Origin of the sequence: Alloalcanivorax xenomutans (assembly GCF_900217905.1) — a bacterium.
Taxonomy (GTDB): domain Bacteria; phylum Pseudomonadota; class Gammaproteobacteria; order Pseudomonadales; family Alcanivoracaceae; genus Alloalcanivorax; species Alloalcanivorax xenomutans.
Genome location: NZ_OBMO01000035.1, coordinates 1 through 20,977, shown reverse-complemented (window position 1 = coordinate 20,977; position 20,977 = coordinate 1). Strand labels below are relative to the sequence as shown.

The window sequence follows — 20,977 nt, the reverse complement described above, 5'->3', positions numbered from 1 at the left end:
CTCGCGTTTGAACGCGTCACTAAACCGACGCTTGCTGCGAAATTGCATACACCTTCCTCGTCAATGAAGGTGTCTACTTTTTTGGGGCCACTCCAAGCAGGACTAGGTCCTGCTTCCCGGGTTTTTAACTGTTCATTGTTCACTATTCACTTGGTGGGCCTAGCCCGCCAGTTGCTTTTCCTTGATCTCGGCGAGTTCCTTGCAGTCGATGCACAGCTCCGCGGTGGGGCGGGCCTCCAATCGGCGAATGCCGATCTCGATGCCGCAGGCCTCGCAGTAGCCGTAGTCATCCTTGTCGATCTGATCGAGGGCTTTCTCGATCTTTTTCAGCAGTTTGCGCTCGCGGTCGCGGGTGCGCAGTTCCAATGCGAATTCTTCCTCCTGGGTTGCCCGGTCGGCGGGATCGGGCAGATTGGCCACCTCGTCCTGAAGGTGGTGCATGGTGCGATCCGCTTCTTCCATCAACTCCTGGCGCCAGGCCAGAAGAACCTGACGGAAATGGGCGCGCTGAGCGTCGTTCATGTACTCCTCGCCTTCTTTGGCGACATAAGGAGTGACTCCATGAATAAGGTTGTCCGCTTTGTCGGCGGCTGTTGCGGGTTTTTTCACCGTCGATTTCACCTGAACTGAAGAAGAGGAACGGGACGGCCTGCGCTCCTGGCTGCCGGGAGCCTTCCTGGCGGTTCCCGATGACGTCGTCGTATTCCGGGCCGGCGCTTGGGCCGGAGCCGGCTTGGCCTTGGCTGCGCGCTTGGCGGTGCCGGAGGCCTTGGATTGGGATGTGGTTGTGGCGCTCGATTTGCTTTTGGGCGTGCTTTTCACCTGTTTGCTGCGAGTGGAGGAAGCGGGGCCCGGGGTTGATTTGCGGGCCGCCTGAGTCTTCGGTTTGGCTTTCGTGGCCGTTGCTTTGGTGGTGGTCTTGGCGGTTTTGCTGACCGCTGCCTTTTTGCTGGCGGCCTTGCTCTTGCCGCTGCCGGAAGGGGCTGCCTTGGCCGTGCTCTTTGCGCTGGCGGGGCGCTTGCTGACGGCTTTTTTCGTGGTCGTGACCTTCTTCGCCGCGGCTTGGGCCGCCGCTTTCTTGGGAGCGGCCTTTTTAGCTACAGCCTTCTTCTTGACGGCGGCTTTTTTCACCGCGGCTTTCTTGCCGGCGGCGGAAGTCCGGGCTGCACCGGCCTTGGATTTGGCGATGGCTTTCTTTTTAGCTTTTTTCCCGGTGGCCATTTTGATCAACTCCCTTAACATAGTCACGACTCGCTATTCGGAGCCCAGTTCCCTGAGCTTTCCCTGAACAGGGCCCCGCCCAACCGGAGCCCGTCAATAGTGTAATCTTCGACCTTACCGCGTTACTGCCTGCCATGCCACTGTTGGCGATGGCAGTCAACCCGGTGGGCTTTCCCTCGCCCGGCGGAGTTTCTTGACGCCACGAAACCACGGGATTATAGCCACAACATAGCGACAGAAAAGGGGTTTTTCTTGACTGATTCGCAAAGAATTTCCCGCCTTGCCAACACCGTTCCGCCTTTTCACGTGATGGCGTTGCTGGAGCGGGCCCAACAACTGGCGGCCCAGGGCCGGGATATCATCCATCTGGAGGTGGGGGAGCCCGACTTTCCTTGCCCGTCGCCGGTGATGGCGGCGGCCCGCCACGCCCTGGATCTGGGGCAGACCCGGTACACTCCCGCGGCGGGGTTGCCGGCATTGCGTGAGATCATCGCCGCGGATTACCGCGACCGCTTCGGCGCGCAGGTGGATCCGGCCAGGATCGTGGTCACACCGGGGGCCTCCGGTGCCTTGCAACTGGCTCTGGGGACATTGCTGGACCCTGGCGACGGTGTGTTGTTGTGCGATCCGGGGTACCCCTGTAACCGCCAGTTCGTTCGTATGTTTGGCGGTGTACCGCAGCCCATGCCGTTACAGGCATCGACGGGGTTTCGTCCCAGCGGTGACATACTGCGCTCCGCGTGGGGTGAAACGACCCGCGTTGCCCTTGTGGCCAGCCCGGACAATCCCACCGGTAATCGTATCCCGGCCGGCGAGCTGAATGACTGGGCGCGGTGGTGCCGGGAGCGGCAGGGCACTTTGATCGTTGATGAAATTTACCAGGGGCTCTGCTACGGCGCCGAAGCGGAAACCGTATTGGCGCATGGCGACGCCGCCTGGGTCATCAACAGCTTCAGCAAATATTTCGGCATGACCGGCTGGCGGCTGGGATGGCTGGTGGCGCCGGCGGGGGCGGTGCCGGCGGTGGAGCGGCTGGCGCAAAACTGGTTCCTGGCTCCGGGCACGGTGGCTCAACATGCGGCGATGGCGGCGTTCAGCGAAGATACGCTGGCTATCGCGGAGCAGCGCCGGCAGTTGCTGGCCCGGCGCCGTATCTTGTTACTGGAGGCGTTGCCGGGAATGGGGCTGCCGGTGGTCGGTGACAGCGAAGGTGCTTTCTATATCTACGTGGATGTCAGCGCCCACACCCGGGACAGCTTCGAACTTTGCCGACGCTTGCTGGAAGAAGCGGGTGTGGCGGTAACCCCCGGGCTGGATTTTGGTGAGGCTCACCAGCCCGAGCGTTACATTCGTCTCGCCTACACCTGCGACGAGGAGCGCTTGCATCAGGCGCTGGAGCGTCTGGCCCGCTTCCTGGAGAGGCAATGAAGTTTGATCCTCCCATGCAGGCGGTCACCCTGTTGCGCCGCTACAAGCGTTTCCTGGCCGATGTACGTCAGGCCGATGGCAGCGAGATCACCGTGCATTGCCCCAACACCGGTTCCATGAAGCATTGCGTGTTGCCGGGCCGGGAACAGGCGGCTCTGATCTCCGACAGCGGCAACGACAAGCGCAAGTATCGCCACACACTGGAAGCGGTGCAGGTGGCCCACGGCCATTGGGCCGGGGTCAATACCGGCCGCCCCAATACACTGGTGGCGGAAGCCATCGCGGAAGGGCGGGTGCGGGAGCTGGAACCGGGCGCCGGGGTGTTACGCGAGATCACCTTCGGTGACAGCCGTTTCGACCTGGCCCTGGGTGATCGCGCCGCGCCTCATACTTTCATTGAAGTGAAGAACGTCACTCTGGGGCCTGGCCCTGACGATCCCGACGATGGCGTCATCGCCTTTCCGGATTCGATCACCGAACGCGGCCAGAAGCATTTGCGGACCCTGATGTCGGTGGCGGCTTCGGGTAAGCGGGCGGTGCTGTTCTTCTGTGTACAGCATTCCGGCGCGGTGGCGGTGCGCCCGGCGGATGAAATCGATGCCCGTTACGGCGAGCTGTTGCGAGAGGCGGTGGACAAAGGCGTGGAAGTATTGGCCTGGAAAACCGCGATGACCGAGGCCGAGACCCGGCTGGAGATCCCTTTGCCTCTCAAGTTATGACAGCCGCTGAACCTGCTCCGCCATGGTGGTGACCCGGTCCTGCCAATAGCGCGGGCTGTCGAACCAGGGGAAGGCGGGAGGAAAGGCCGGATCATCCCAACGCTGGGCCAGCCAGGCGTCATGGCAGATCATGCGGCGAATGCGCAGGGGTTCGATCAGCACACTCTGATCCCAGGGGAAGGGCAAAAACAGCTCATAGCCCCGGGCCACCACCTGCAGTTGATGGCGCTGCTCTTCCTGCTCACCGGAAAGCAGCATCCACAGATCCTGCATGGCGGGCGCCCGCAAGCTGTCGTCCAGATCGACGAAGTGAGGGCCACCTCCGGTTTCTCCGTATTCGCGCCAAAGGATATTGCCGCCGTGGCAGTCGCCATGCACGTTGAGCAGGGGAAAGTCTCGACCCGCCAGGTGGGTTCGCAGCCGTGATACCAGAGCAGCGGTCAGGTCCCGGTATTGGCCCCGGTAGTTCAGATCCACCACTTCCTCGGTAAGTTGGGCGGCGGCTTTTTCGATGTCGGCGATCACATCCAGGGTGGGGCGGCGCCGGTAGGGACGGTCGTTCCCGCACGCGTGCCAGCGCGCCAGGGTCCGCCCCAGTTGCTCGAGATGAGCATCATTGGCCAACTCCGGCGCATGACCGCCAGCGCGGGGAAAGACGGCGAAGCGGAAGCCGCCATGCTCGAACAAAGTGCGGCCGTCCCGTTGCAAGGGCGCCACTACCGGCAAGTCCCGTTCCACCAGAAAGAGGCTGAAACGGTGCTCCTCCAGGATTTGTTCGTCACTCCAGCGCTGAGGGCGGTAGAACTTGACGATCACCGGCGGTCCTTCTTCCTGACCGATCTGATAAACCCGGTTTTCGAAGCTGTTGAGCGCCAGCAAGCGGCCGTCGGTGAGAAAGCCGACGCCGTCCAGGGCGTCCAGCATGAGATCCGGGGTCAGGTGGTCGAAGGGATGGCTCATGCCGGTTGCGGTACCTCGCCCAGCCAGATTTGTTCCTCGCGGACTTCCAGGGGGACCGCCAGCAGGGCATCGCCACTGCAGGGGCCGGACAGGCAATCGCCGGATTCGATCTCGAACAGGGCGCCGTGATTGGCGCAAATGAGGAATTGATTGTCACTGTCGAGGAACTGATCCGGCATGAAATTCAGCTCGATGCCCAGGTGCGGGCACCAGTTCAGGTAGGCATGGAACTGCCCGTCCCGTTTGACGATCACCACCGGTTGGTCATCCACCTGGAATTCCCGGGCGCTGTCGTCCTCGATATCGTGAATACTGCATACGGCCTGCATCGCGGTGTTCTCTCCTTTTACTGCCTGCTCACTCGCCCAGGATGCGTTGGCGGATTTCCTGATGGGCGCCATTGGGCAGGCGCGGGCCGAATTCAACGATCAGGCGGCCCGCGGCGGCGTTGGCCAGACGGGCGGCGGTGACCGCGTCGTGGCCATGGGTGATGGCATAAAGATAGGCGCCGGCGAACATGTCCCCGGCGCCATTGGTGTCAACCGGTTTCACTGGATCGCAGGGGACAGAGTGTGTCTGCTGGCCGTCCCACAGCAAGGAACCTTCCGCGCCCCGTGTCATCACCAGGGTGCGGCACAGCGGTTTCAGAGCTTCCAGGGCGGCTTCCGGAGTATCGGTGTCGGTAAAGCCCTTGGCCTCGTCTTCGTTGCAAAACAGCAGATCAACACCGTCGCCGAGCATTTCCGTCAGGCCATCACGGAAGAAACGCACCATGGCCGGATCGGAAAACGTCAGAGCCGTGCCGACGCCGTTTTTTTCCGCCAGTTGGCGCAGGCGGATGGCGGCGGCCCGGGCACTGGGGGAACTGACCAGATAGCCTTCCAGATAGACGTAGCGGGAGGCCGCCACGATCTGTTCGTCAACCTCGTCTTCGGAGACCTGCTCGGAAATGCCAAGGAAGGTGTTCATGGTGCGTTCGGCATCCGGCGTGATCATCACCAGGCAGCGACCGGAAATGCCCCGCGGGCGGTTGCCGTTCATGTTGGTGTCGACGCCGGCGGCCAGCAATTCGCGCACGAAGATATCACCCGTGTCATCCCCGGCCACCTTGCAGGCGTAATAGCCACTGCCGCCAAATTGACGGGCCGCCACCACGGTGTTGCAGGCGGAGCCGCCGCTGGTCAGCTTGTGGGGTTCGGCTTCGCCTTCCAGTGCCCGGAGTAACTCCGCCTGGCGTGCCTGGTCCACCAGGGTCATCAGCCCCTTGCCCACCTCCATGCGTTCGAGAAAGGCGTCACTGACCTCGATTTCCGTATCCACGAGGGCATTGCCGAGGGCGTAGACGTCGTATTTCTTTTCCATGGTGGCTCCGTTGGGGCTGTTCCCACCTCTGATCATCCCGGTTCCGTGCGGGACGGAAGGCGGCCCGGGTGGGGGACGGGCCTGGCGGGGCCTATTATGGAGATGGCCGGGGCGGTTGCAAAATTTCCTCAAAGATCACCGCCGGCGCATCAATCCTTCCGGGGCCCTCATAAAATCCCCACACTTTTCCGTATACTCCCGGCCATGGCAAAAAAAGCGAAGAGAGCGGCTCCGCGCCGCCGTAAGAAGAAAGCGTCGGCGCGGCGCTGGATCAGCGGGCGTTTCCTCGCCAAGGTCCTGGCGGTGGGGCTGGTGGCGATGGCCGCCGGCCTGATCTATCTGGACGCCCTGGTGCAGGAACGGTTTGACAGCCATGTCTGGCAGTTGCCGGCGCGGGTCTATGCCCGGCCGGTGGAACTGTATCCCGGCCGGGTTCTGTCACGGGCGGACATGCTCAAAATGCTGGAGCTGATGCGCTACCGGCAGGCGCCGGGCGCGCCCACTCCGGGCAGTTATTCGGTGAACGGCAATCGGCTGATCATTCACACCCGGGGGTTCCGCGACAGCGATGGCGGCGAACCTTCCCAGCGCCTTAATCTGCGTCTCGGCGGTGGAGAGATTGCATCGTTGCAGGCGGGGCAGGGAGGCTCCCTGGCACGGCTGGAGCCGATGCAGATCGGCAGCATCCATCCGGGGCACAGTGAGGACCGGGTCTATGTGCCGCTGGACCGCGTGCCACCGCTGATGGTGAAAATGTTGCTGGCCACCGAGGACCAGGATTTCTACGAGCACCACGGGGTGTCCCTGCGCGGACTGGCCCGGGCCATGCTGGCCAATATCAAAGCCGGCCGTCTGGTGCAGGGCGGCAGTACACTGACCCAGCAGTTGGTGAAGAATTTCTGGCTCACTCAGGATCGCACTCTGTTGCGCAAACTGGTGGAACTGCCAATGGCGGTACTGCTGGAGCTGCATTACAGCAAGGAACAGATCCTCGAGGCCTACATCAACGAAGTCTATCTCGGCCAGGACGGATCCCGTTCCATCCACGGCATGGGGCTGGGCGCGCAGTTTTATTTTGGGCGTCCTCTGGAAGAGCTGGAACCACATCAACTGGCGACCCTGGTGGGGTTGCTCAAGGGGCCCAGTTGGTACGATCCCCGGCGCCGCCCGGAGCGTTCGCTCAAGCGCCGCAACACGGTGTTGCAGGTGGCTCGTCAGCAAGGCGCGCTGAGCGAGGAGGAATTGCACCGCTTCAGCAAACGGGGGCTTGAAGTAGTGCCGCGAGGCGAATCGCCGCTTTATGCGTTCCCGGCGTTCATCGATCTGGTGCGGCGGCAACTTGCCCGTGACTATCCGCCGGAGGTGCTGGGCGTCGACGGTTTGCGCATCCACTCCACGTTGGATGTGCTGGCCCAGTTGGCGGCGGAAAAGGCGCTGCGCGATCACCTGGAAAACAAGGACCCCGGCGGCAAGAACCATCTCAATGGGGCGGTGGTGGTGGTGGCGCCGACCCAGGGCGATGTGCTGGCGGTGGTCAGCAATCGCCGCTCCCGGGAGCACGGGTTCAACCGGGCGCTGGACGCGGTGCGGCCGATCGGCTCGCTGGTGAAGCCGGCGGTGGTGCTGGCGGCGCTGGAGCAACCGGAAAAATACAGCCTGGCGACCATCGTCAACGATGAGCCGCTGTCGGTGCCGTTGCGCAATAATGAACCCTGGCAGCCGAAGAACTTCGACAACAAATCCCTGGGCCCCATGCCGATCCATGACGTCCTGGTGCGCTCGCGCAACCAGGCTCTGGCACGACTCGGCATGGAAGTGGGCTTGAGCAAGGTGGCGGAGACGCTGAAAACATTGGGCGTACAGCGGGACATTCCACTCTATCCGAGTATTTTGCTGGGCAGTCTGGGACTGACGCCGTTCGAAGTGGCGATGATGTATCAGCCGCTGGCTACCGGCGGTTTCTCCACGCCGTTGCGTTCGATCACCGATGTGCTTGACAAGGATGGCCAGCCGATCGCCCGTTATCCCATCACCACCGAGGAGGTGTTGCCGCAGGAACCGGTGTTCGTGTTGCAACAAGCAATGCAGGACGTGGTCGATCAGGGCACCGGTCGTGGAGTGCGCGCCAAGTTGCCGGCTTCGGTGAAGGTGGCCGGCAAGACCGGCACCAGCGATAATTTCCGCGATGCCTGGTTTGCCGGTTTTTCCGCCAATCATCTGGCGGTGGTGTGGGTAGGCCGGGACGACAACAGCCCGGCCGGGGTCAGCGGTTCTTCCGGCGCGGTGCCGGTGTGGGCGCAATTGATGGCTTCATTGCCGCAACGCAGCCTGTCGCAGAAACCGCCGGCCGGCGTGGAGTGGGTTTGGATGGATCCGTCCGGTACCCTGGTCAGCGGCGAGGGCTGTGATGGTGCCCACCGCTACCCGATGCTGCCAGCATCGATTCCCGAGGAGGCCGACCGTTGCGGATCCCGTGACGGCGACAAGAAGAAAGGGGTACTGCAATGGTTCAAGGGCTGGTTCGACTGATGCTGCTGGCGGCCATGCTGGCCGGCTGCGCGACGACACCAACGACGGGGACGGGGGGCGACTACGGCACTTCCGCGTCTTCGTCCTCGTCCCGATCATCACCGCCCTCCGGTGAGCCGCGACAGCAACCGGTGGATGCCCGGGCTGATCTGCAGGGGTCGCCGGCGCTGGCTTTGCTTGATCGCGCCGAGGGGGCCCGCAACCAGGGCAATATGTCCGCGGCCGGACGGTACCTGGAACGGGCGCTGAGCATGGAACCGGATTCCTCCTGGGTGTACCGGCAGTTGGCCCGCTTGCGTCTGGAGGAAGGCGACGCTCACTCCGCTGAAGGGCTGGCCCTGAGAGCCCTGCGGCTGGCGCCCTACAATCCGGGTTATCAGGCGGAACTGTGGGATCTGGTGGCCACCGCCCGCGAACGGCAAGGGGATAAGGAAGGCGCCCGTGAGGCACGCGAACGGGCTCAGGAACTGCGCCGGGGGACGGCATGACACCGGCGGTAAAGGCCGCCGAAAAAGCCGGCGTGGCCTTTCGGACACACAGCTACCAGGCCGATCCACAGGCACCCAGCTATGGGCTGGAAGCCGCGGACGCTCTGGGGCTGCCTGTTGAACAGGTATTCAAGACGCTGCTGGCGATGGTGGATGAGCGGCCTCAGGTGGCCATGGTTCCGGTGCACAAACAACTGGATCTGAAAGCCCTGGCCAAAGCCGCCGGTGGCAAGAAAGCGGCCATGGCGGATGCCGCCGTGGCGCAACGCCTTACCGGTTATGTGCTCGGGGGTATCAGCCCATTGGGGCAGAAAAAGCGGCTGCCGCTGTGGTTGGACCACAGTGCCGAAAGCCAAGGTGTTTTGTATATGAGCGGCGGCCGGCGCGGCTTGGAAATTGAAATGGCGCCGGTGGACCTGTTGGCACTGACCGGCGGTCGCTTGGCGCCGCTGGCCCGCTGACCAGTGTTGTCTCACAATTCGATGGGCCAGAGGTAAGAACTGAGAGCCCATTCGCTTGCAAGGCAAGCTCCCACAGCGGCTTCGTAGTCCGGTCCGTGGGAAGCTGCTTTAGCAGCGACATGTGTAAGCGCCCAGCGAACTGTGTGCCGCTGGGTCCACGGATCGCTACAGCAGCGCCGCGAACGCTTCGCGGGCGGCCTTGATGGTGGCGTCGATGTCTTCGTCGCTGTGGGCGATGGAGACGAAACCGGCCTCAAAGGCGCTTGGTGCCAGATAGATGCCTCGGTCCAGCATGGCATGGAAAAAGCGCTGGAAGCGTTCCTTGTCGCAGGCCATCACATCCGAGAAACGGCTGATCCGGGTCTGCTCGGTAAAGAATAGACCGAACATGCCGCCCACCTGATTGGTGGTGAAGCCGACCCCGCATTCCCGTGCCGCCATCGACAAGCCTTCGGTGAGGCGCCGCGCCTTGGCATCAAGAGTGTCATGGAAGCCCGGTTCGCGTAGAGCCTGCAACGTGGCCAGGCCGGCGGCCATCGCCACCGGGTTCCCGGACAGGGTGCCGGCCTGGTAGACCGGTCCCAGTGGCGCCAGGCTTTCCATGATCTCGCGGCGCCCGCCGAGGGCGCCCACCGGCATGCCGCCACCGATGATCTTGCCCAGGGTGGTCAGATCCGGGGTGATGCCATAAAGGGCCTGGGCTCCGCCCAGAGCGACGCGGAAGCCGGTCATGACTTCGTCAAAGATCAGCAGCGCGCCGTGCTCGCTGCACTGGGCTCGCAGAGTGTCCAGGAAGCCCTGGGTGGGCGGCACGCAGTTCATGTTGCCGGCCACCGGTTCGACGATTACCGCGGCGATATCGCTGCCCTGTTGGGCGAACACTTCCGCCACGGCGGCGGCATCGTTGTAGGGCAGTACCAGGGTGTCGGCGGTGACCGCCGCCGGCACGCCGGGGGAACTGGGCGTGCCCAGGGTCAGGGCGCCGGAGCCCGCCTGTACCAGCAGGCTGTCCACATGGCCGTGGTAGCACCCTTCGAATTTTATGATCTTGTCCCGGCCGGTGTGGCCGCGAGCCAGGCGGATGGCGGACATGGTGGCTTCGGTGCCGGAGTTGACCATGCGCACCATGTCCATGGAAGGCACCATTTCGCAGACCAGATCGGCCATTTCCACTTCCGCCTCGGTGGGCGCGCCGAAGCTCAGCCCGCGAGCCACTGCCTGTTGCACGGCTTCACGTACCGCTGGGGTGTTATGGCCCAGCACCATGGGGCCCCAGGAACCGACGTAGTCGATATAGCGGTTGTCGTCCTCGTCGAACAGGTAGGCGCCCTCCGCCCGCTCGAAGAACACCGGGGTGCCGCCGACACCGCTGAAGGCGCGGACCGGAGAGTTGACGCCGCCGGGAATGTGCTTCTGGGCACGGCGAAACAGCTGTTCGGATTGCGTGCGACTCATGGGAACTCCTTGCGAAACGGATCCGGGCCCGGCTCACGGAAGGGCCGGGCGGGGGATCATGAGGGTGGCATCCGCCACCGGGGATTGATGGGCATTATGCGTATTCCGGAAACCGGTCGCCACCTCCGGAAGATGACCGTTCCGGGTCAGCGGACCGGGAACAACCGGGAGAGCTGGCGCGCCCTGACCTCGATTTCATCGCAGTCGGCGGTGGCGAACAGACCGTGAATCAGTGCGACCATATCGGCGCCGGCGTCAATCAGCGGCTGGGCGTTGTCCGCGGTGACGCCACCGATGGCGACCAGGGGTTGAGTGAAGCGATCACGGGCTTCCCGCAGGGTGTCCAGGGTCACCGGCGGCGCCTTGGGTTTGGTATGGGACGGATAGAAACGCCCCAGCGCCAGGTAATCCGCGCCTTCGGCGGCGCCTTTGGCGGCCAGCGCCAGATCGCCGTGGCAGGAGACGCCAATAATCTTGTCGGCGCCGAGCAGGGCCCGGGCGGCGGGCACGGCGCCGTCGCTTTGCCCCATATGCACGCCATCGGCGTTGACCGCCTGGGCCAGGGCCGGGTCGTCATTGACGATGAACAGGGCACCATATTGGCGGCACAGGGCGGCCAGGCGGCCGGCTCGCTCCAGCCGCTGCATGGCGCTGGCGGGTTTATCGCGATATTGCAGCAGCCGGGCGCCGCCACGCAGAGCGGCCTGGGCCGCGGGCAGCAGACGCTGATCCGGGATGAGCATGGGGTCGGTGATGGCATAAAGGCCATGCAAGCGGGATGTCATGGTGTCCTCCGGTCTGGCACGTGCTGGCCCTGGCCCGGCCGCCAGGCGGCGCGCAGGTAATGATCCACGCGGGCCTGCCCTTCCGCCACGGCTTGCTCCAGCGGCATTCCCTGGCCACGCAGGCAGGCAATGGAGGACGCCAGGGTGCAGCCGGAGCCGTGATAGACGTGGGGCAGGCGTTGCCAGTGCCAGCTTTGTGTCTCACCGGTGCCTCGGAACAGATGATTGCTGACCTGATCGGTGTCGTCATGGGTGCCGGTGATCAACACCGCTCTGGCGCCCCTCTGGCACAGGCGTTGGCCGCAATCGGCCACGCTTTGCGTGCTCGTCGCGCCCGGCGTTCCGCCGTCTCCGGCCAGCAGCCGGGCTTCGGGCAGATTGGGGGTGAGCAGCTCGCACAGTGGCGCCAACTCGCCGATCATGGCATCGCCGAGCGATTCCCGGGTCAGGCTGCCGCCGCTCTCCGCCGCCAGGACCGGGTCCAGGATCACCGGTACACCGGGCAAGCGGGCCAGCAGGCGGGCGATGAAGCGGACCGTGGCCAGTGAGCCGGTCATGCCGATCTTCACCGCCTGGAAATCGTAGTCGGCGAGGAGAGCGTCCGCCTGGCGCTCCAGCAGGTCGATATCGGTCAGTTGGAAGCCCCGCACGTGCTGGCTGTTCTGCACCGTCAGCGCGGTAATCAGCGTGCTGGCCAGTCCGCCCAGGTCATGGATGGCCTCGATATCGGCGTGAATGCCGGCGCCGCCGGAAGGGTCGTGTCCGGCGATAACAAGAATATTGGGTTTCATGGTGTCGTCGTCGAAAGCCGAAGGGCAGAAAGTGGGACGCCGGGCGAAGGCGCCGGCGTGTATTGCTGGGGCCTGTTCACCCTATTTTCATCCAGCAGGCGGGATGGAAATAGGGTGAACAGGCCCTAGCCTCAGACGTTCAGCCGGTGGCGTCAAGAGCCCCGATCAGAACGGCTTGACCACCACCAGAATCACGATGCCGACCAGCAACAGTACCGGGATTTCGTTGAACACTCGAAAGAACCGGTGGCTTTTGGTGTTGGCGTCGGCGGCGAACTTCTTCAGGTGGACCAGGCACATATGATGATAGCCGATCAGCAATACCACCAGCGCCAGCTTGGCGTGCATCCAGCCCTGGGTTTTGTACAGGTCCCAGTGACTGATCAGCATCCACAGGCCCAGCGCCACGGTGACGATCATGCTCGGGTTCATGATGCCCCGGTAAAGTTTGCGCTCCATGATCTTGAAGCGCTCGCGACTGACCTGATCCTCGGCCATGGCGTGATACACGAACAGGCGTGGAAGGTAAAAAATACCAGCGAACCAGCATATAACCGCAATCAAATGAAAGGCTTTCAGCCACAAAAACATGGGTTGGGGCTCCTTGCAGCGAAAGTGGCCCAGTGGCTGTACCGGGCTTCCGGGCGTACACTATAACGGCTTTCAATGATCACGTCCGGGTTGGCGGAGGGCTGGCCGGGGTGTGCTTTTCTGCTCGGGGAGTCTAGTGAAGAGAGGACCGCGTTCCGGCCGGCTGTTACGTTATTACTTCTTCCGCACGCGGCGCCTTACGCGCAGGCAATTGGGCACCATTCAGGACTGGAAGCTGCGCGCCGTGTTCTGGATCGGTGCTCTGCTGGTCGGGTTGCTGGTGGTGGGGTTCGCCTGGGCGGTGGAGCTGGCCTCGGAAACCTTCAACCGCATTCACGCCTACTCGCCTTACATCCCCGTCGCCATGACCCCGCTGGGGATGATGGTGATCATCTGGCTGATGCGCCGCATGGGGCCGGAAGCCCAAGGTAGCGGGATTCCTCAGGTATTGGTGGTGCTCAAGCAACGCTACCATTGGTTGCGCCCCACCTTCCTGTCGCTGCGGGTGATCGCGCTGAAGTTCGTTCTCACCGTGCTTGGGGTGCTGTGCGGCGCCAGTATCGGCCGCGAGGGTCCGAGCGTGCAAATCGGTGCCGCGATGATGTATTCGGTGGGTCAGGTTGGACGTCTGCAGCAAAAATATGTGGATAACGCTCTGATCGTCGCCGGGGGCGCGGCCGGGGTGTCGGCGGCGTTCAACGCCCCGCTGGCTGGGATTGTGTTCGCCATTGAGGAACTGTCCGGCTCCTTCGAACAACGCACCAGCGGTACCCTGATTCTGGCGATCATCCTCTCGGGTGTGGTGGTACTGATGATCAACGGCCACTACAGCTACTTCGGCCATCCCCAGGGTGATCTGGAACTGACCGCCAACTGGCTGGCCATCGGTGTGGTGGCGCTCATCTGCGGTTTGCTGGGCGGTCTGTTCAGTCGTCTGCTGATCAGTGGCAGCCGCTGGTTGACGCCGCATGCCGTCAGGCACCCGTATCGGGTGGTGTTTCTGTGTGGCGTGGTGCTGGTGGCGCTGGGGCTGCTCACCGGTGGTGCGACTTATGGCAGTGGTTACGAGGAGGCGCGCAGCCTGCTGGATGGAGAGCATGTCGGTGACTGGTCCTTCCCGCTGGCGAAAATGGGCGCGACCCTGGTGTCCTATTTCACTGGACTGCCCGGTGGTTTGTTTTCACCCAGCCTGGCCGCTGGTGCCGGCATCGGCAGTGCCATGAGCGGTTGGTTCCCGGAGACCTCGGTGGTCGGCATCACCGTGGTGGCGATGGCGGCGTTTCTGGCCGGCGTGATTCAGCGTCCGATCACGTCCTTTGTGATCGTCATGGAATTGACCGGCAACCGACACGATCTGCTGTTGTCTCTGATGGTGGGCGCCTTTTTGTCCGCCGCGGTGTCGAAACTGGTATGGTCGCGTCCATTGTATGATTCTTTGGCGGAGCGCATGGCCAGCGGCGCGGGGATGGCGGCCGAGGGGCGGCGTCTCGCCGGTGAGGACAAGACGGCCTGAGTTGTCGGGCCGGACGGCCCTGCCTATTATTTTCCGGTTCCGGAGGCCTGAATAGCCCGGGGCTCGGGGGAGTTACCTGTTTGGAGCATTCTATGGCCTTGGCTGAAACGGCAAACAATCCCAGGGCGCGCATCGCTAATAGCGATAGCGGGTTGTGGTCCTGATGGCGAAGTGGGGCGTGAAAAACCGGTTGGACGATGTGGTACTGGTGCCGATCAGTCCCTCTACCCAGCGGCGGCGACGTTTGTTGGCGGGCCTGGCGGTGTTGGTATTGTGCCTGGGGTGTCTGGTGGGCGGCGGTGCTCTGGTCTGGTGGTATGGCGTGCCAGGGCTGTCGGTAATCGCCGGCGACAGTAGCGAGGGTGAGGAGGACGGGCCTGCCCGACGCTCTTTGCACCAGGTCAAACAGGAACTGGATCAGGCCCGCAAGGATCTGGCGGTGTACCGCACCGAAGCTCAGGTGGGGGAACAGGCGCGCGAGCAGCTGCGTCAGGAGATCCGGGCCCTGCGTGATCAGCAGGCGGAACTGGAGCAGGCGGTCTCGTTCTATAAGAGTGTGATGTCCCCCAGTGACGAAAATCATGGGCTGGTGGTGCAAAAACTGGAATTGAGTCCCGCGGAGGGCGAACGGCGGGTGCGTTATCACCTGGTGCTGGTGCAAACCGGGGAGAACCGGGACGCTCTGTCCGGCCGTGTCAGTTTCACGCTGCGCGGCAGCCGGGATGGCGAGGCGTTTACCGCCGATGCCACGGATTACCTGGAAGAGCACAGTGAGGACAGGTTTCAGTTCCGGTATTTTCAGGAGCTTTCGGGTATTGTAACGGTGCCCGCGGAACTGCAGGTGTCATCTCTGGAGGTGACCGCCACGGCATCCGGGCGAAGGACCGCACAGTCGGAACAACGACTGCCTTGGTGAGCTTCCAGGGGGGGGAGCGGGGCGCGCTTCGAAGCGCTCCGCTGCAACGATAATCATCAGGAGACAACGGTGTTGGGTCGAGATAAGAAAGGCAATGCACAAGGCTTTCGCGACCACACCCTGATTGCCGCCAGTGCCCGCATCTTGGGGGATGTGGAATTCACCGGTGGCCTGCATATTCAGGGGGAAGTGGAAGGAAACATTCGTGCCGGCGATGAAGGTGGACAGCTGATCATCGGTGAGACCGGGGTGGTGCGCGGCGAGATTCATGTGCCGAGGGTCACCATTAATGGCCGGGTGGAGGGTGACGTCAGCGCCGCCGAGCACCTGGAGCTGGCCAGCAAGGCGTCGGTGGACGGCAATGTCTATTACATCATGCTGGAAATGGTGATGGGCGCCCGGGTCAACGGTAAACTGGTGCGCATGGACGAGGAACGGCGTAATCTGCCGGCCCCCGGGCAGAAAGCCGGGGGACAGGTCGAGGCGGATCCGGCGGAAACCGTCTGAGCTATCGGGCCTGTTTCAAGCTGATGCCGGTGAGGTTTATGGCGGTGGCACAAGCCGCCGTCGGTCATTCTTGACTAAAACACTCAGGTATTGGACCATGCTCGCCCTGGATATGAAGTGATCATGATGAGCGAATCCGCACCTATTACCCTGACCGAGCGCGCGGCTCAGAAAGTCCAGGAGTTGCGTGATGACGAAGGCAATCCCGATCTGAAACTGCGGGTGTACATCACTGGCGGTGGTTGCGCGGGGTTCTCCTACGGCTTTACTTTCGATGAGCAGGTTAACGACGACGATACCTCGGTGGACCGGGAAGGCGTGACCTTGCTGGTGGATGCCATGAGTATTCAGTACCTGGATGGCTCCGAAGTGGACTATGAGCAGGGGCTGATGGGCTCCCGCTTCGTGGTCAACAATCCCAATGCGGCAACAACCTGCGGTTGCGGCTCCTCCTTCTCTGTGTAAATCTTTCAAGGGCAATCTCCGTGCGAGACACCCCTGGCGGATCGTCATAAAACCGTCACCAAACAGTCAAATCATTGTCTCCACGGGCATGGATGCTGGAGGCATGATGATTCAGCGACCCAGTTTCCAACGTATGACCGCCGCCGACGTGCGTGCCATGTGCTGGCTGTCCAAACAGCCGCGGGCAGCCCGTTGGGCCCGAGCGGCACGCCTGGTATCCCGCCTTGGTGATGGGCCTCTGTACGTGGTGCTGGTGGCTCTGGTGTGGACCTTGCTGGATGGCATTGGCACGGTGTTCGCGCAGGCGGCGGCTATTGCCTACGTCATTGAGGTGCCGGCGTTCATGTTGCTGAAGAATCTGATTCGCCGCCCGCGTCCGGCGGACAGCGTGGAGGCGCTCAATGCCTTCATCAAACCGGCGGACCGCTTCAGTTTCCCGTCGGGGCATACCGCCGCGGCTTCCGTCATGGCCACCCTGATTTGTGTTTTCTTCCCGGCACTGGCGCCCATGGCCGTGCTGTTCGCTCTTATGGTCGGCGCCTCGCGTGTGCTGCTGGGCGTGCACTACCCCACGGATATCCTCGCTGGCGCCACCCTGGGTATCTCGTCCACGCTGAGCGCGCTTTGGGTTCTCGGCAGCGTGTGATCAGGGCAGCGTGAGCTGGCCGAGCACCGCGGCTCGGCTGGCTCCGGTGACCGCTGGCGCATTCCCGGTTTCTCCTTCGACTCTGGCCCAGGCCAGCCAGGCAAAAGCGCCGGCTTCCACCCAGTCCGGGTGCAGACCAAAATCCTCGGTGGAATGCACCGGGATGTCGAGCAGGATATGGAGGCGGGCGAGTAAGTGCCGGTTATTGGCGCCTCCGCCACAAACCAGCAGCCGTTGTGGCGCGAAATCGCCAAGGGCGTCGGCGATGGTGCGGGCGGTCAGTTCCGCCAGGGTGCCTTGCACTTGCCGCGCGTTGGCGTCCGCCGGCAGTTGCCGTTGCAGCCAGTCCTCGTTGAAATGCTCACGGCCGGTGCTTTTCGGCGGCGGCAGCCGAAAATAGGGGTCGGCCAACAGGGTGTTCAGCAGATCCGGCATGAGGGTGCCGCCGGCGGCCCAGGCGCCGTCCCGGTCATAGGGCTCGCCCTTATGGCGTTGTGTCCAGAGGTCCATCAGGACATTGCCGGGACCGGTATCAAAGCCGCCAATCAGATTGCCATCATCCAGCAGAGTGACATTGGCCATGCCGCCGATGTTGACCACCGCGACCTTTTGCGCCACCGCGCCGAACAGCCGTTGGTGGAAGCGGGGTACCAGAGGCGCTCCCTGACCGCCGAGCACCATGTCTTTATTGCGGAAGTTGCTCACTACCGGGATGCCAGTGTGGACGGCCAGGGTGTCCGGGCAACCGAGTTGAACGCTGAAGCCGAGATCGCCGGGGCGGTGGCGAACGGTTTGGCCATGGCAGCCTATGGCATGGATCTGCTCCGGCCGGTAACCGGATTGCGCCAGCAAGGCCTGCGTGGCCCGGGCGTAAGCGTCGCCGAGCTGCCGATGAAGGCGCCCGGCCTGATCGATCTCATCGGGGCCACTGCGGCACAGCTTCAGGATGTCGTCACGAAGGGGGGCGGGTAAGGGAGAGCCCTGGTGGGCGAGGAGTTGAAAGTCCCGCTTGCCGATGCGGGCCAGCACCGCGTCGATGCCATCGACGCTGGTGCCGGTCATCAGACCAATGTAGAGCCCGTCACCGGACATCGCTGCGTGCCAGGGTGGCGGCTCCGGCAAACAGGGTCATCTGCGAGTTCATGCGGCGCACCTGAGTCAGGTACTGCTCCTTGTTTCCCGGGCTGACGCCCTGCGCTTTGGGCAACGGAACGGTTTGCGGGTTGCGATGCACGCCGTCAATGCGGAACTCGTAATGCAGATGGGGGCCGGTGGCGAGGCCGGAAGAGCCCACGTAACCGATGGTCTGGCCCTGATTGACTCGCGTGCCCACGCGAATGCCCTTGGCGAAGCCGCGCATGTGAGCGTACAGCGTGGTGTAGCGGCGGCCGTGCTGGACAATGATTACGTTGCCATAGCCGCCTTTGACTCCGGCGAAGATGACCTTGCCTTTGCCGGCGGCCTTGATCGGCGTGCCGGAGGGGGCGGCATAGTCGGTGCCCTTGTGTGCGCGGATCGTGTTCAGCACTGGATGGCGGCGCCCGGGGTTAAAGCCGGAACTGATGCGGGAAAAAGCCACCGGGGTGCGGATGAAGGCTTTGCGCATGGAGTTGCCTTCCGCGTCCAGGTACGCCACGGCACCGTCTTCATCCTGATACTGATAGGCGGTCAAGTGGCGGCCCTGGTTCCAGAACTCGGCGGCCAGGATGTCCCCTTCGCCGACTTTCTCGCCGTCCAGGTACAGCTCCTCGAAGAGCACGCGGAAGCGGTCTCCGGGCCGGATATCGAGAACAAAATCCACATCCCAGCCGAAGATGTTGGCCAGCTGCATGGTCAGATTGTCGCTCATGCCGGCGGCCTGGCCGGCAAGGAACAGCGAACTGTTGATGGTGGCGTCGGCGAAGCGAACGCGGCGCTGGTACTCGCGCTGTTCGCTGCTGGCTTGCCAGGTGCCGTCCCCGGTGAGAGTGGCGGTGATGGTCTGGATCCTGGAAGGCTTGTACTTCAGAGCCTGAAGTTCGCCCTGGTCGTTGAGCAGGACCTCGAAGGTCTGGCCGGGGCGGATATTCTTGAGATCCTGCAGACGCTTGTCGCCGGTCACCAGCCGGTGAACCTGGGCGGCGGTAACGCCGCGGTCCTGTAGCAGGCGGCCCAGGGTGTCGCCCGCGGCCACGGTGATGGTCTCCCATTGGGGCGTGGGCTCGGGAGGTGCTGGTTCGGCGGCGAGATCGCTGTCTGGTGCGGATTCGGTGTCCGCCGCCGGAGCCGGTTTGGCGGCGACAGGGGGATCGCCGGCGGCGTCGAGGTTCAAATTCAGGGTCTGGGGGCGTTCGGGTCGACTTTCTCCGGATTCCGGTAACAGGGTCACCAGGGTAACGATCAAAACAAGGCTTCCGGAGAGCAAAAGGTGGGTGCGGGGAAAATGGCGCACCGATCGACCGAGGGCGGATATATGTTTTCTCATGCTGTAAGTAACGCTCTGAGTTTGTGCCGCCTGAGGCGATGAAAAAAATATTGCAGCAAAGATACCTGTCTTTATATGTCTTTTACAACTATTCCAAGGTGCTACAATGCCGCGGTTCAAACAGGCTGGTGTTATTGGAGCACCGCTAGCGGCGCCGGTTCCCGGACTTTCACGGCGGGAGCGGAGCGCGGATATGGAATGGCAGAGGCAATCGATGATTGATGTGGATCAACAGCTGGCACTGATTCGCCGGGGCGCGGATGAGATTATTCTGGAAGACGAACTGCGGGCTCGTCTGGAAAGCGGGCGCCCTCTTCGTGTCAAAGCCGGATTTGATCCCACCGCCCCGGATCTGCATCTGGGGCATACCGTTCTGATCAACAAGCTGCGCCACTTTCAGGATCTGGGGCACCAGGTGATTTTCCTGATTGGTGATTTCACTGGCATGATCGGGGACCCTTCCGGAAAAAGTGTTACCCGGCCGCCGCTCAGCCGTGAGGACGTGCTGCGTAATGCGGAGACCTACAAGGAGCAGGTGTTCAAGATCCTGGATCCGGAAAAGACCGAGGTGGCGTTCAACTCCTCCTGGATGGGCGAACTGGACGCGGCCGATCTGATTCGCCTGGCCAGTCAGTATACGGTGGCGCGGATGCTGGAGCGGGATGATTTCGATAAGCGCTATCGAGGCAATCAGCCCATTGCCATCCACGAGTTCCTCTATCCGTTGGTGCAGGGGTATGACTCCGTGGCGCTGCGGGCCGATGTCGAACTGGGCGGGACTGATCAGAAGTTCAACCTCCTGATGGGGCGGACGCTGCAAAAGGGGCATGGTCAGCCGCCACAGATCTGCCTGACCATGCCGCTGCTGGAAGGCCTGGACGGGGTGCAGAAGATGTCCAAGTCCCTTGGGAACTATGTTGGCGTCACCGACGCTCCAGGGGATATGTACCGCAAGCTGCTGTCCTTGCCGGACGCCCTGACCTGGCGCTATTACGAGCTGCTCAGTGCGGTATCCAATGAGGAGTTGGCCCGGCTGAAGGAGGAAGCCGAGCGCCTGGGCAGCCCCCAGGAGGCAAAAAAGGCGTTCGCTCTGGAGATGGTGGCCCGTTTCCATGGCGAGGAGGCGGCGCGGGCAGCGCCGTCCTCCGCCGGCAATATCACCGCTCTGGGAGACATCCCGGAGAATGTGCCGGAAGTCGAGGTGGTCTTGGATGATGGGGATGAAGTGCACATCGTGCCCCTGCTTCGTCTCGCCGGGCTGGCTCAGAATGGCAAGGCGGCCAAGGATGTGTTCGGGCGCGGCGCGGTTTACGTGGACGGTCAGCAACTGGCCACGGAGCGCAGCTTCAAACGTGGCGAAAGCGCGGTGATTCAGGCCGGCAAGAAGAAGATCGCCCGGGTCACGATCAAGTGATCCTGGGGGCGGAAAGCCCTGGTTTGGCTGAAAAATAGGCGATCGAAAGTTTTTTTCAGGAAAGTTCGAAAAAAGGTTTGACAGGAAAGGCGCGATCCGTAGAATGCGCACTCCTCGACGGGGCAACAACGCAGACGCGGCCCCGCAGCTCTTTAACAATCAGGCAGGCAAACGTGTGGGACCTGTTTGGGGTCGAGTTCTTGACTAGATATCGACTCTGAACAAGTCAACCCAGTTGAGTTGTAATGAGTTGAGCATGATT

The 20,977-nt window shown here is 62.8% G+C and carries 21 protein-coding genes; 11 read left to right on the top strand and 10 right to left on the bottom strand.

Features of this window, described 5'->3' with window-relative positions; all coding sequences use genetic code 11:
- Positions 1 to 159 precede the first annotated feature (159 nt).
- Positions 160 to 1,221 (bottom strand): RNA polymerase-binding protein DksA, encoded by a 1,062-nt coding sequence (gene dksA / locus CRO06_RS20350; protein ID WP_097059205.1) that lies wholly within the window; start codon positions 1,219 to 1,221, stop codon positions 160 to 162.
- Positions 1,222 to 1,473: 252 nt separating this feature from the next.
- Here dksA and CRO06_RS19570 point away from each other — a divergent pair, with 252 nt between their 5' ends.
- Both CRO06_RS19570 and sfsA read left to right on the top strand, forming a co-directional pair.
- Complete coding sequence (locus CRO06_RS19570; RefSeq protein WP_244902862.1) at positions 1,474 to 2,649, top strand: aminotransferase class I/II-fold pyridoxal phosphate-dependent enzyme; 1,176 nt, start codon at positions 1,474 to 1,476, stop codon at positions 2,647 to 2,649.
- The gene (gene sfsA / locus CRO06_RS19565; RefSeq protein WP_055099429.1) at positions 2,646 to 3,368 is read left to right on the top strand and encodes a DNA/RNA nuclease SfsA; all 723 of its coding nucleotides are present in this window, start codon (positions 2,646 to 2,648) and stop codon (positions 3,366 to 3,368) included. The genes CRO06_RS19570 and sfsA overlap by 4 nt, the downstream gene beginning before the upstream one ends.
- Here sfsA and CRO06_RS19560 read toward each other — a convergent pair.
- The 3 genes from CRO06_RS19560 to CRO06_RS19550 are packed head-to-tail and all read right to left on the bottom strand — an operon-like array spanning position 3,363 to position 5,690.
- Positions 3,363 to 4,328, bottom strand: coding sequence for a serine/threonine protein kinase (locus tag CRO06_RS19560; RefSeq protein ID WP_097059204.1), 966 nt, complete (start codon positions 4,326 to 4,328; stop codon positions 3,363 to 3,365). The genes sfsA and CRO06_RS19560 overlap by 6 nt on opposite strands.
- Complete coding sequence (locus tag CRO06_RS19555; RefSeq protein WP_022995115.1) at positions 4,325 to 4,657, bottom strand: Rieske (2Fe-2S) protein; 333 nt, start codon at positions 4,655 to 4,657, stop codon at positions 4,325 to 4,327. Before CRO06_RS19555 ends, CRO06_RS19560 begins: the two co-directional genes overlap by 4 nt.
- A gap of 28 nt (positions 4,658 to 4,685) precedes the next feature.
- Positions 4,686 to 5,690, bottom strand: coding sequence for an adenosine kinase (locus CRO06_RS19550; RefSeq protein ID WP_097059207.1), 1,005 nt, complete (start codon positions 5,688 to 5,690; stop codon positions 4,686 to 4,688).
- Between the two features lie 204 nt (positions 5,691 to 5,894).
- Between CRO06_RS19550 and mrcB the strand changes: the two genes are divergently transcribed.
- Genes mrcB through ybaK form a run of 3 tightly spaced genes read left to right on the top strand, consistent with a single transcriptional unit; the run spans position 5,895 to position 9,168 of the window.
- Positions 5,895 to 8,219, top strand: a complete 2,325-nt coding sequence (gene mrcB / locus CRO06_RS19545) for a penicillin-binding protein 1B (protein ID WP_097059203.1) — start codon at positions 5,895 to 5,897, stop codon at positions 8,217 to 8,219.
- Positions 8,195 to 8,707, top strand: a complete 513-nt coding sequence (locus CRO06_RS19540) for a tetratricopeptide repeat protein (protein ID WP_231504658.1) — start codon at positions 8,195 to 8,197, stop codon at positions 8,705 to 8,707. The genes mrcB and CRO06_RS19540 overlap by 25 nt, the downstream gene beginning before the upstream one ends.
- Positions 8,704 to 9,168, top strand: a complete 465-nt coding sequence (gene ybaK / locus CRO06_RS19535) for a Cys-tRNA(Pro) deacylase (RefSeq protein WP_022995111.1) — start codon at positions 8,704 to 8,706, stop codon at positions 9,166 to 9,168. The genes CRO06_RS19540 and ybaK overlap by 4 nt, the downstream gene beginning before the upstream one ends.
- A gap of 165 nt (positions 9,169 to 9,333) precedes the next feature.
- Here ybaK and hemL read toward each other — a convergent pair whose 3' ends face one another.
- From hemL to hemJ, 4 genes are all read right to left on the bottom strand, one after another.
- Positions 9,334 to 10,623, bottom strand: coding sequence for a glutamate-1-semialdehyde 2,1-aminomutase (gene hemL, locus CRO06_RS19530; RefSeq protein WP_022995110.1), 1,290 nt, complete (start codon positions 10,621 to 10,623; stop codon positions 9,334 to 9,336).
- Between the two features lie 146 nt (positions 10,624 to 10,769).
- A complete protein-coding gene (gene thiE / locus CRO06_RS19525; RefSeq protein WP_022995109.1) occupies positions 10,770 to 11,408 on the bottom strand; it encodes a thiamine phosphate synthase in 639 nt (212 codons plus the stop codon).
- Positions 11,405 to 12,199 (bottom strand): bifunctional hydroxymethylpyrimidine kinase/phosphomethylpyrimidine kinase, encoded by a 795-nt coding sequence (gene thiD / locus CRO06_RS19520; protein WP_022995108.1) that lies wholly within the window; start codon positions 12,197 to 12,199, stop codon positions 11,405 to 11,407. Before thiD ends, thiE begins: the two co-directional genes overlap by 4 nt.
- Before the next feature lie 165 nt (positions 12,200 to 12,364).
- Positions 12,365 to 12,790, bottom strand: a complete 426-nt coding sequence (gene hemJ / locus CRO06_RS19515; protein ID WP_097059202.1) for a protoporphyrinogen oxidase HemJ — start codon at positions 12,788 to 12,790, stop codon at positions 12,365 to 12,367.
- Between the two features lie 136 nt (positions 12,791 to 12,926).
- Between hemJ and CRO06_RS19510 the strand changes: the two genes are divergently transcribed.
- The 5 genes from CRO06_RS19510 (at position 12,927) to CRO06_RS19490 (ending at position 16,837) form a co-directional block, all read left to right on the top strand.
- On the top strand, positions 12,927 to 14,303 hold the full coding sequence (locus CRO06_RS19510; protein WP_022995106.1) for a chloride channel protein: 1,377 nt from the start codon (positions 12,927 to 12,929) through the stop codon (positions 14,301 to 14,303).
- 163 nt (positions 14,304 to 14,466) lie between these two features.
- Positions 14,467 to 15,219, top strand: coding sequence for a DUF6776 family protein (locus tag CRO06_RS19505; protein WP_097059201.1), 753 nt, complete (start codon positions 14,467 to 14,469; stop codon positions 15,217 to 15,219).
- A 69-nt stretch (positions 15,220 to 15,288) separates the two neighbouring features.
- Positions 15,289 to 15,726 carry a bactofilin family protein gene (locus CRO06_RS19500; RefSeq protein ID WP_097059200.1) on the top strand — a complete coding sequence of 146 codons (438 nt, stop codon included), beginning with the start codon at positions 15,289 to 15,291 and terminating at the stop codon, positions 15,724 to 15,726.
- A gap of 126 nt (positions 15,727 to 15,852) precedes the next feature.
- Positions 15,853 to 16,191 (top strand): iron-sulfur cluster insertion protein ErpA, encoded by a 339-nt coding sequence (gene erpA / locus CRO06_RS19495; RefSeq protein ID WP_172800767.1) that lies wholly within the window; start codon positions 15,853 to 15,855, stop codon positions 16,189 to 16,191.
- A gap of 103 nt (positions 16,192 to 16,294) precedes the next feature.
- The gene (locus tag CRO06_RS19490) at positions 16,295 to 16,837 is read left to right on the top strand and encodes a phosphatase PAP2 family protein (protein WP_231504657.1); all 543 of its coding nucleotides are present in this window, start codon (positions 16,295 to 16,297) and stop codon (positions 16,835 to 16,837) included.
- Here the strand turns inward: CRO06_RS19490 and CRO06_RS19485 are convergent, their stop codons facing one another.
- The gene (locus tag CRO06_RS19485; protein WP_097059199.1) at positions 16,838 to 17,929 is read right to left on the bottom strand and encodes an anhydro-N-acetylmuramic acid kinase; all 1,092 of its coding nucleotides are present in this window, start codon (positions 17,927 to 17,929) and stop codon (positions 16,838 to 16,840) included.
- Positions 17,919 to 19,220: a peptidoglycan DD-metalloendopeptidase family protein gene (locus tag CRO06_RS19480; RefSeq protein ID WP_097059198.1), complete on the bottom strand. Its 1,302-nt coding sequence runs from the start codon at positions 19,218 to 19,220 to the stop codon at positions 17,919 to 17,921. Before CRO06_RS19480 ends, CRO06_RS19485 begins: the two co-directional genes overlap by 11 nt.
- Positions 19,221 to 19,515: 295 nt before the next feature.
- On the opposite strand from CRO06_RS19480, the gene tyrS reads away from it, so the two are divergent.
- Positions 19,516 to 20,715: a tyrosine--tRNA ligase gene (gene tyrS / locus CRO06_RS19475; protein ID WP_097059206.1), complete on the top strand. Its 1,200-nt coding sequence runs from the start codon at positions 19,516 to 19,518 to the stop codon at positions 20,713 to 20,715.
- The last annotated feature ends 262 nt before the right edge of the window (positions 20,716 to 20,977 follow it).

Coding starts and splice junctions, on each gene's coding strand:
- CRO06_RS19560 (WP_097059204.1), bottom strand. CDS start 4,328: ATGAGCCATCCCTTCGACCACCTGACCCCGGATCTCATGCTGGACGCC.
- erpA (WP_172800767.1), top strand. CDS start 15,853: ATGAGCGAATCCGCACCTATTACCCTGACCGAGCGCGCGGCTCAGAAA.
- hemL (WP_022995110.1), bottom strand. CDS start 10,623: ATGAGTCGCACGCAATCCGAACAGCTGTTTCGCCGTGCCCAGAAGCAC.
- thiE (WP_022995109.1), bottom strand. CDS start 11,408: ATGACATCCCGCTTGCATGGCCTTTATGCCATCACCGACCCCATGCTC.
- dksA (WP_097059205.1), bottom strand. CDS start 1,221: ATGGCCACCGGGAAAAAAGCTAAAAAGAAAGCCATCGCCAAATCCAAG.
- CRO06_RS19485 (WP_097059199.1), bottom strand. CDS start 17,929: ATGTCCGGTGACGGGCTCTACATTGGTCTGATGACCGGCACCAGCGTC.
- ybaK (WP_022995111.1), top strand. CDS start 8,704: ATGACACCGGCGGTAAAGGCCGCCGAAAAAGCCGGCGTGGCCTTTCGG.
- CRO06_RS19540 (WP_231504658.1), top strand. CDS start 8,195: ATGGTTCAAGGGCTGGTTCGACTGATGCTGCTGGCGGCCATGCTGGCC.
- hemJ (WP_097059202.1), bottom strand. CDS start 12,790: ATGTTTTTGTGGCTGAAAGCCTTTCATTTGATTGCGGTTATATGCTGG.
- thiD (WP_022995108.1), bottom strand. CDS start 12,199: ATGAAACCCAATATTCTTGTTATCGCCGGACACGACCCTTCCGGCGGC.
- CRO06_RS19505 (WP_097059201.1), top strand. CDS start 14,467: ATGGCGAAGTGGGGCGTGAAAAACCGGTTGGACGATGTGGTACTGGTG.
- sfsA (WP_055099429.1), top strand. CDS start 2,646: ATGAAGTTTGATCCTCCCATGCAGGCGGTCACCCTGTTGCGCCGCTAC.
- mrcB (WP_097059203.1), top strand. CDS start 5,895: ATGGCAAAAAAAGCGAAGAGAGCGGCTCCGCGCCGCCGTAAGAAGAAA.
- CRO06_RS19555 (WP_022995115.1), bottom strand. CDS start 4,657: ATGCAGGCCGTATGCAGTATTCACGATATCGAGGACGACAGCGCCCGG.
- CRO06_RS19550 (WP_097059207.1), bottom strand. CDS start 5,690: ATGGAAAAGAAATACGACGTCTACGCCCTCGGCAATGCCCTCGTGGAT.
- CRO06_RS19490 (WP_231504657.1), top strand. CDS start 16,295: ATGATGATTCAGCGACCCAGTTTCCAACGTATGACCGCCGCCGACGTG.
- tyrS (WP_097059206.1), top strand. CDS start 19,516: ATGATTGATGTGGATCAACAGCTGGCACTGATTCGCCGGGGCGCGGAT.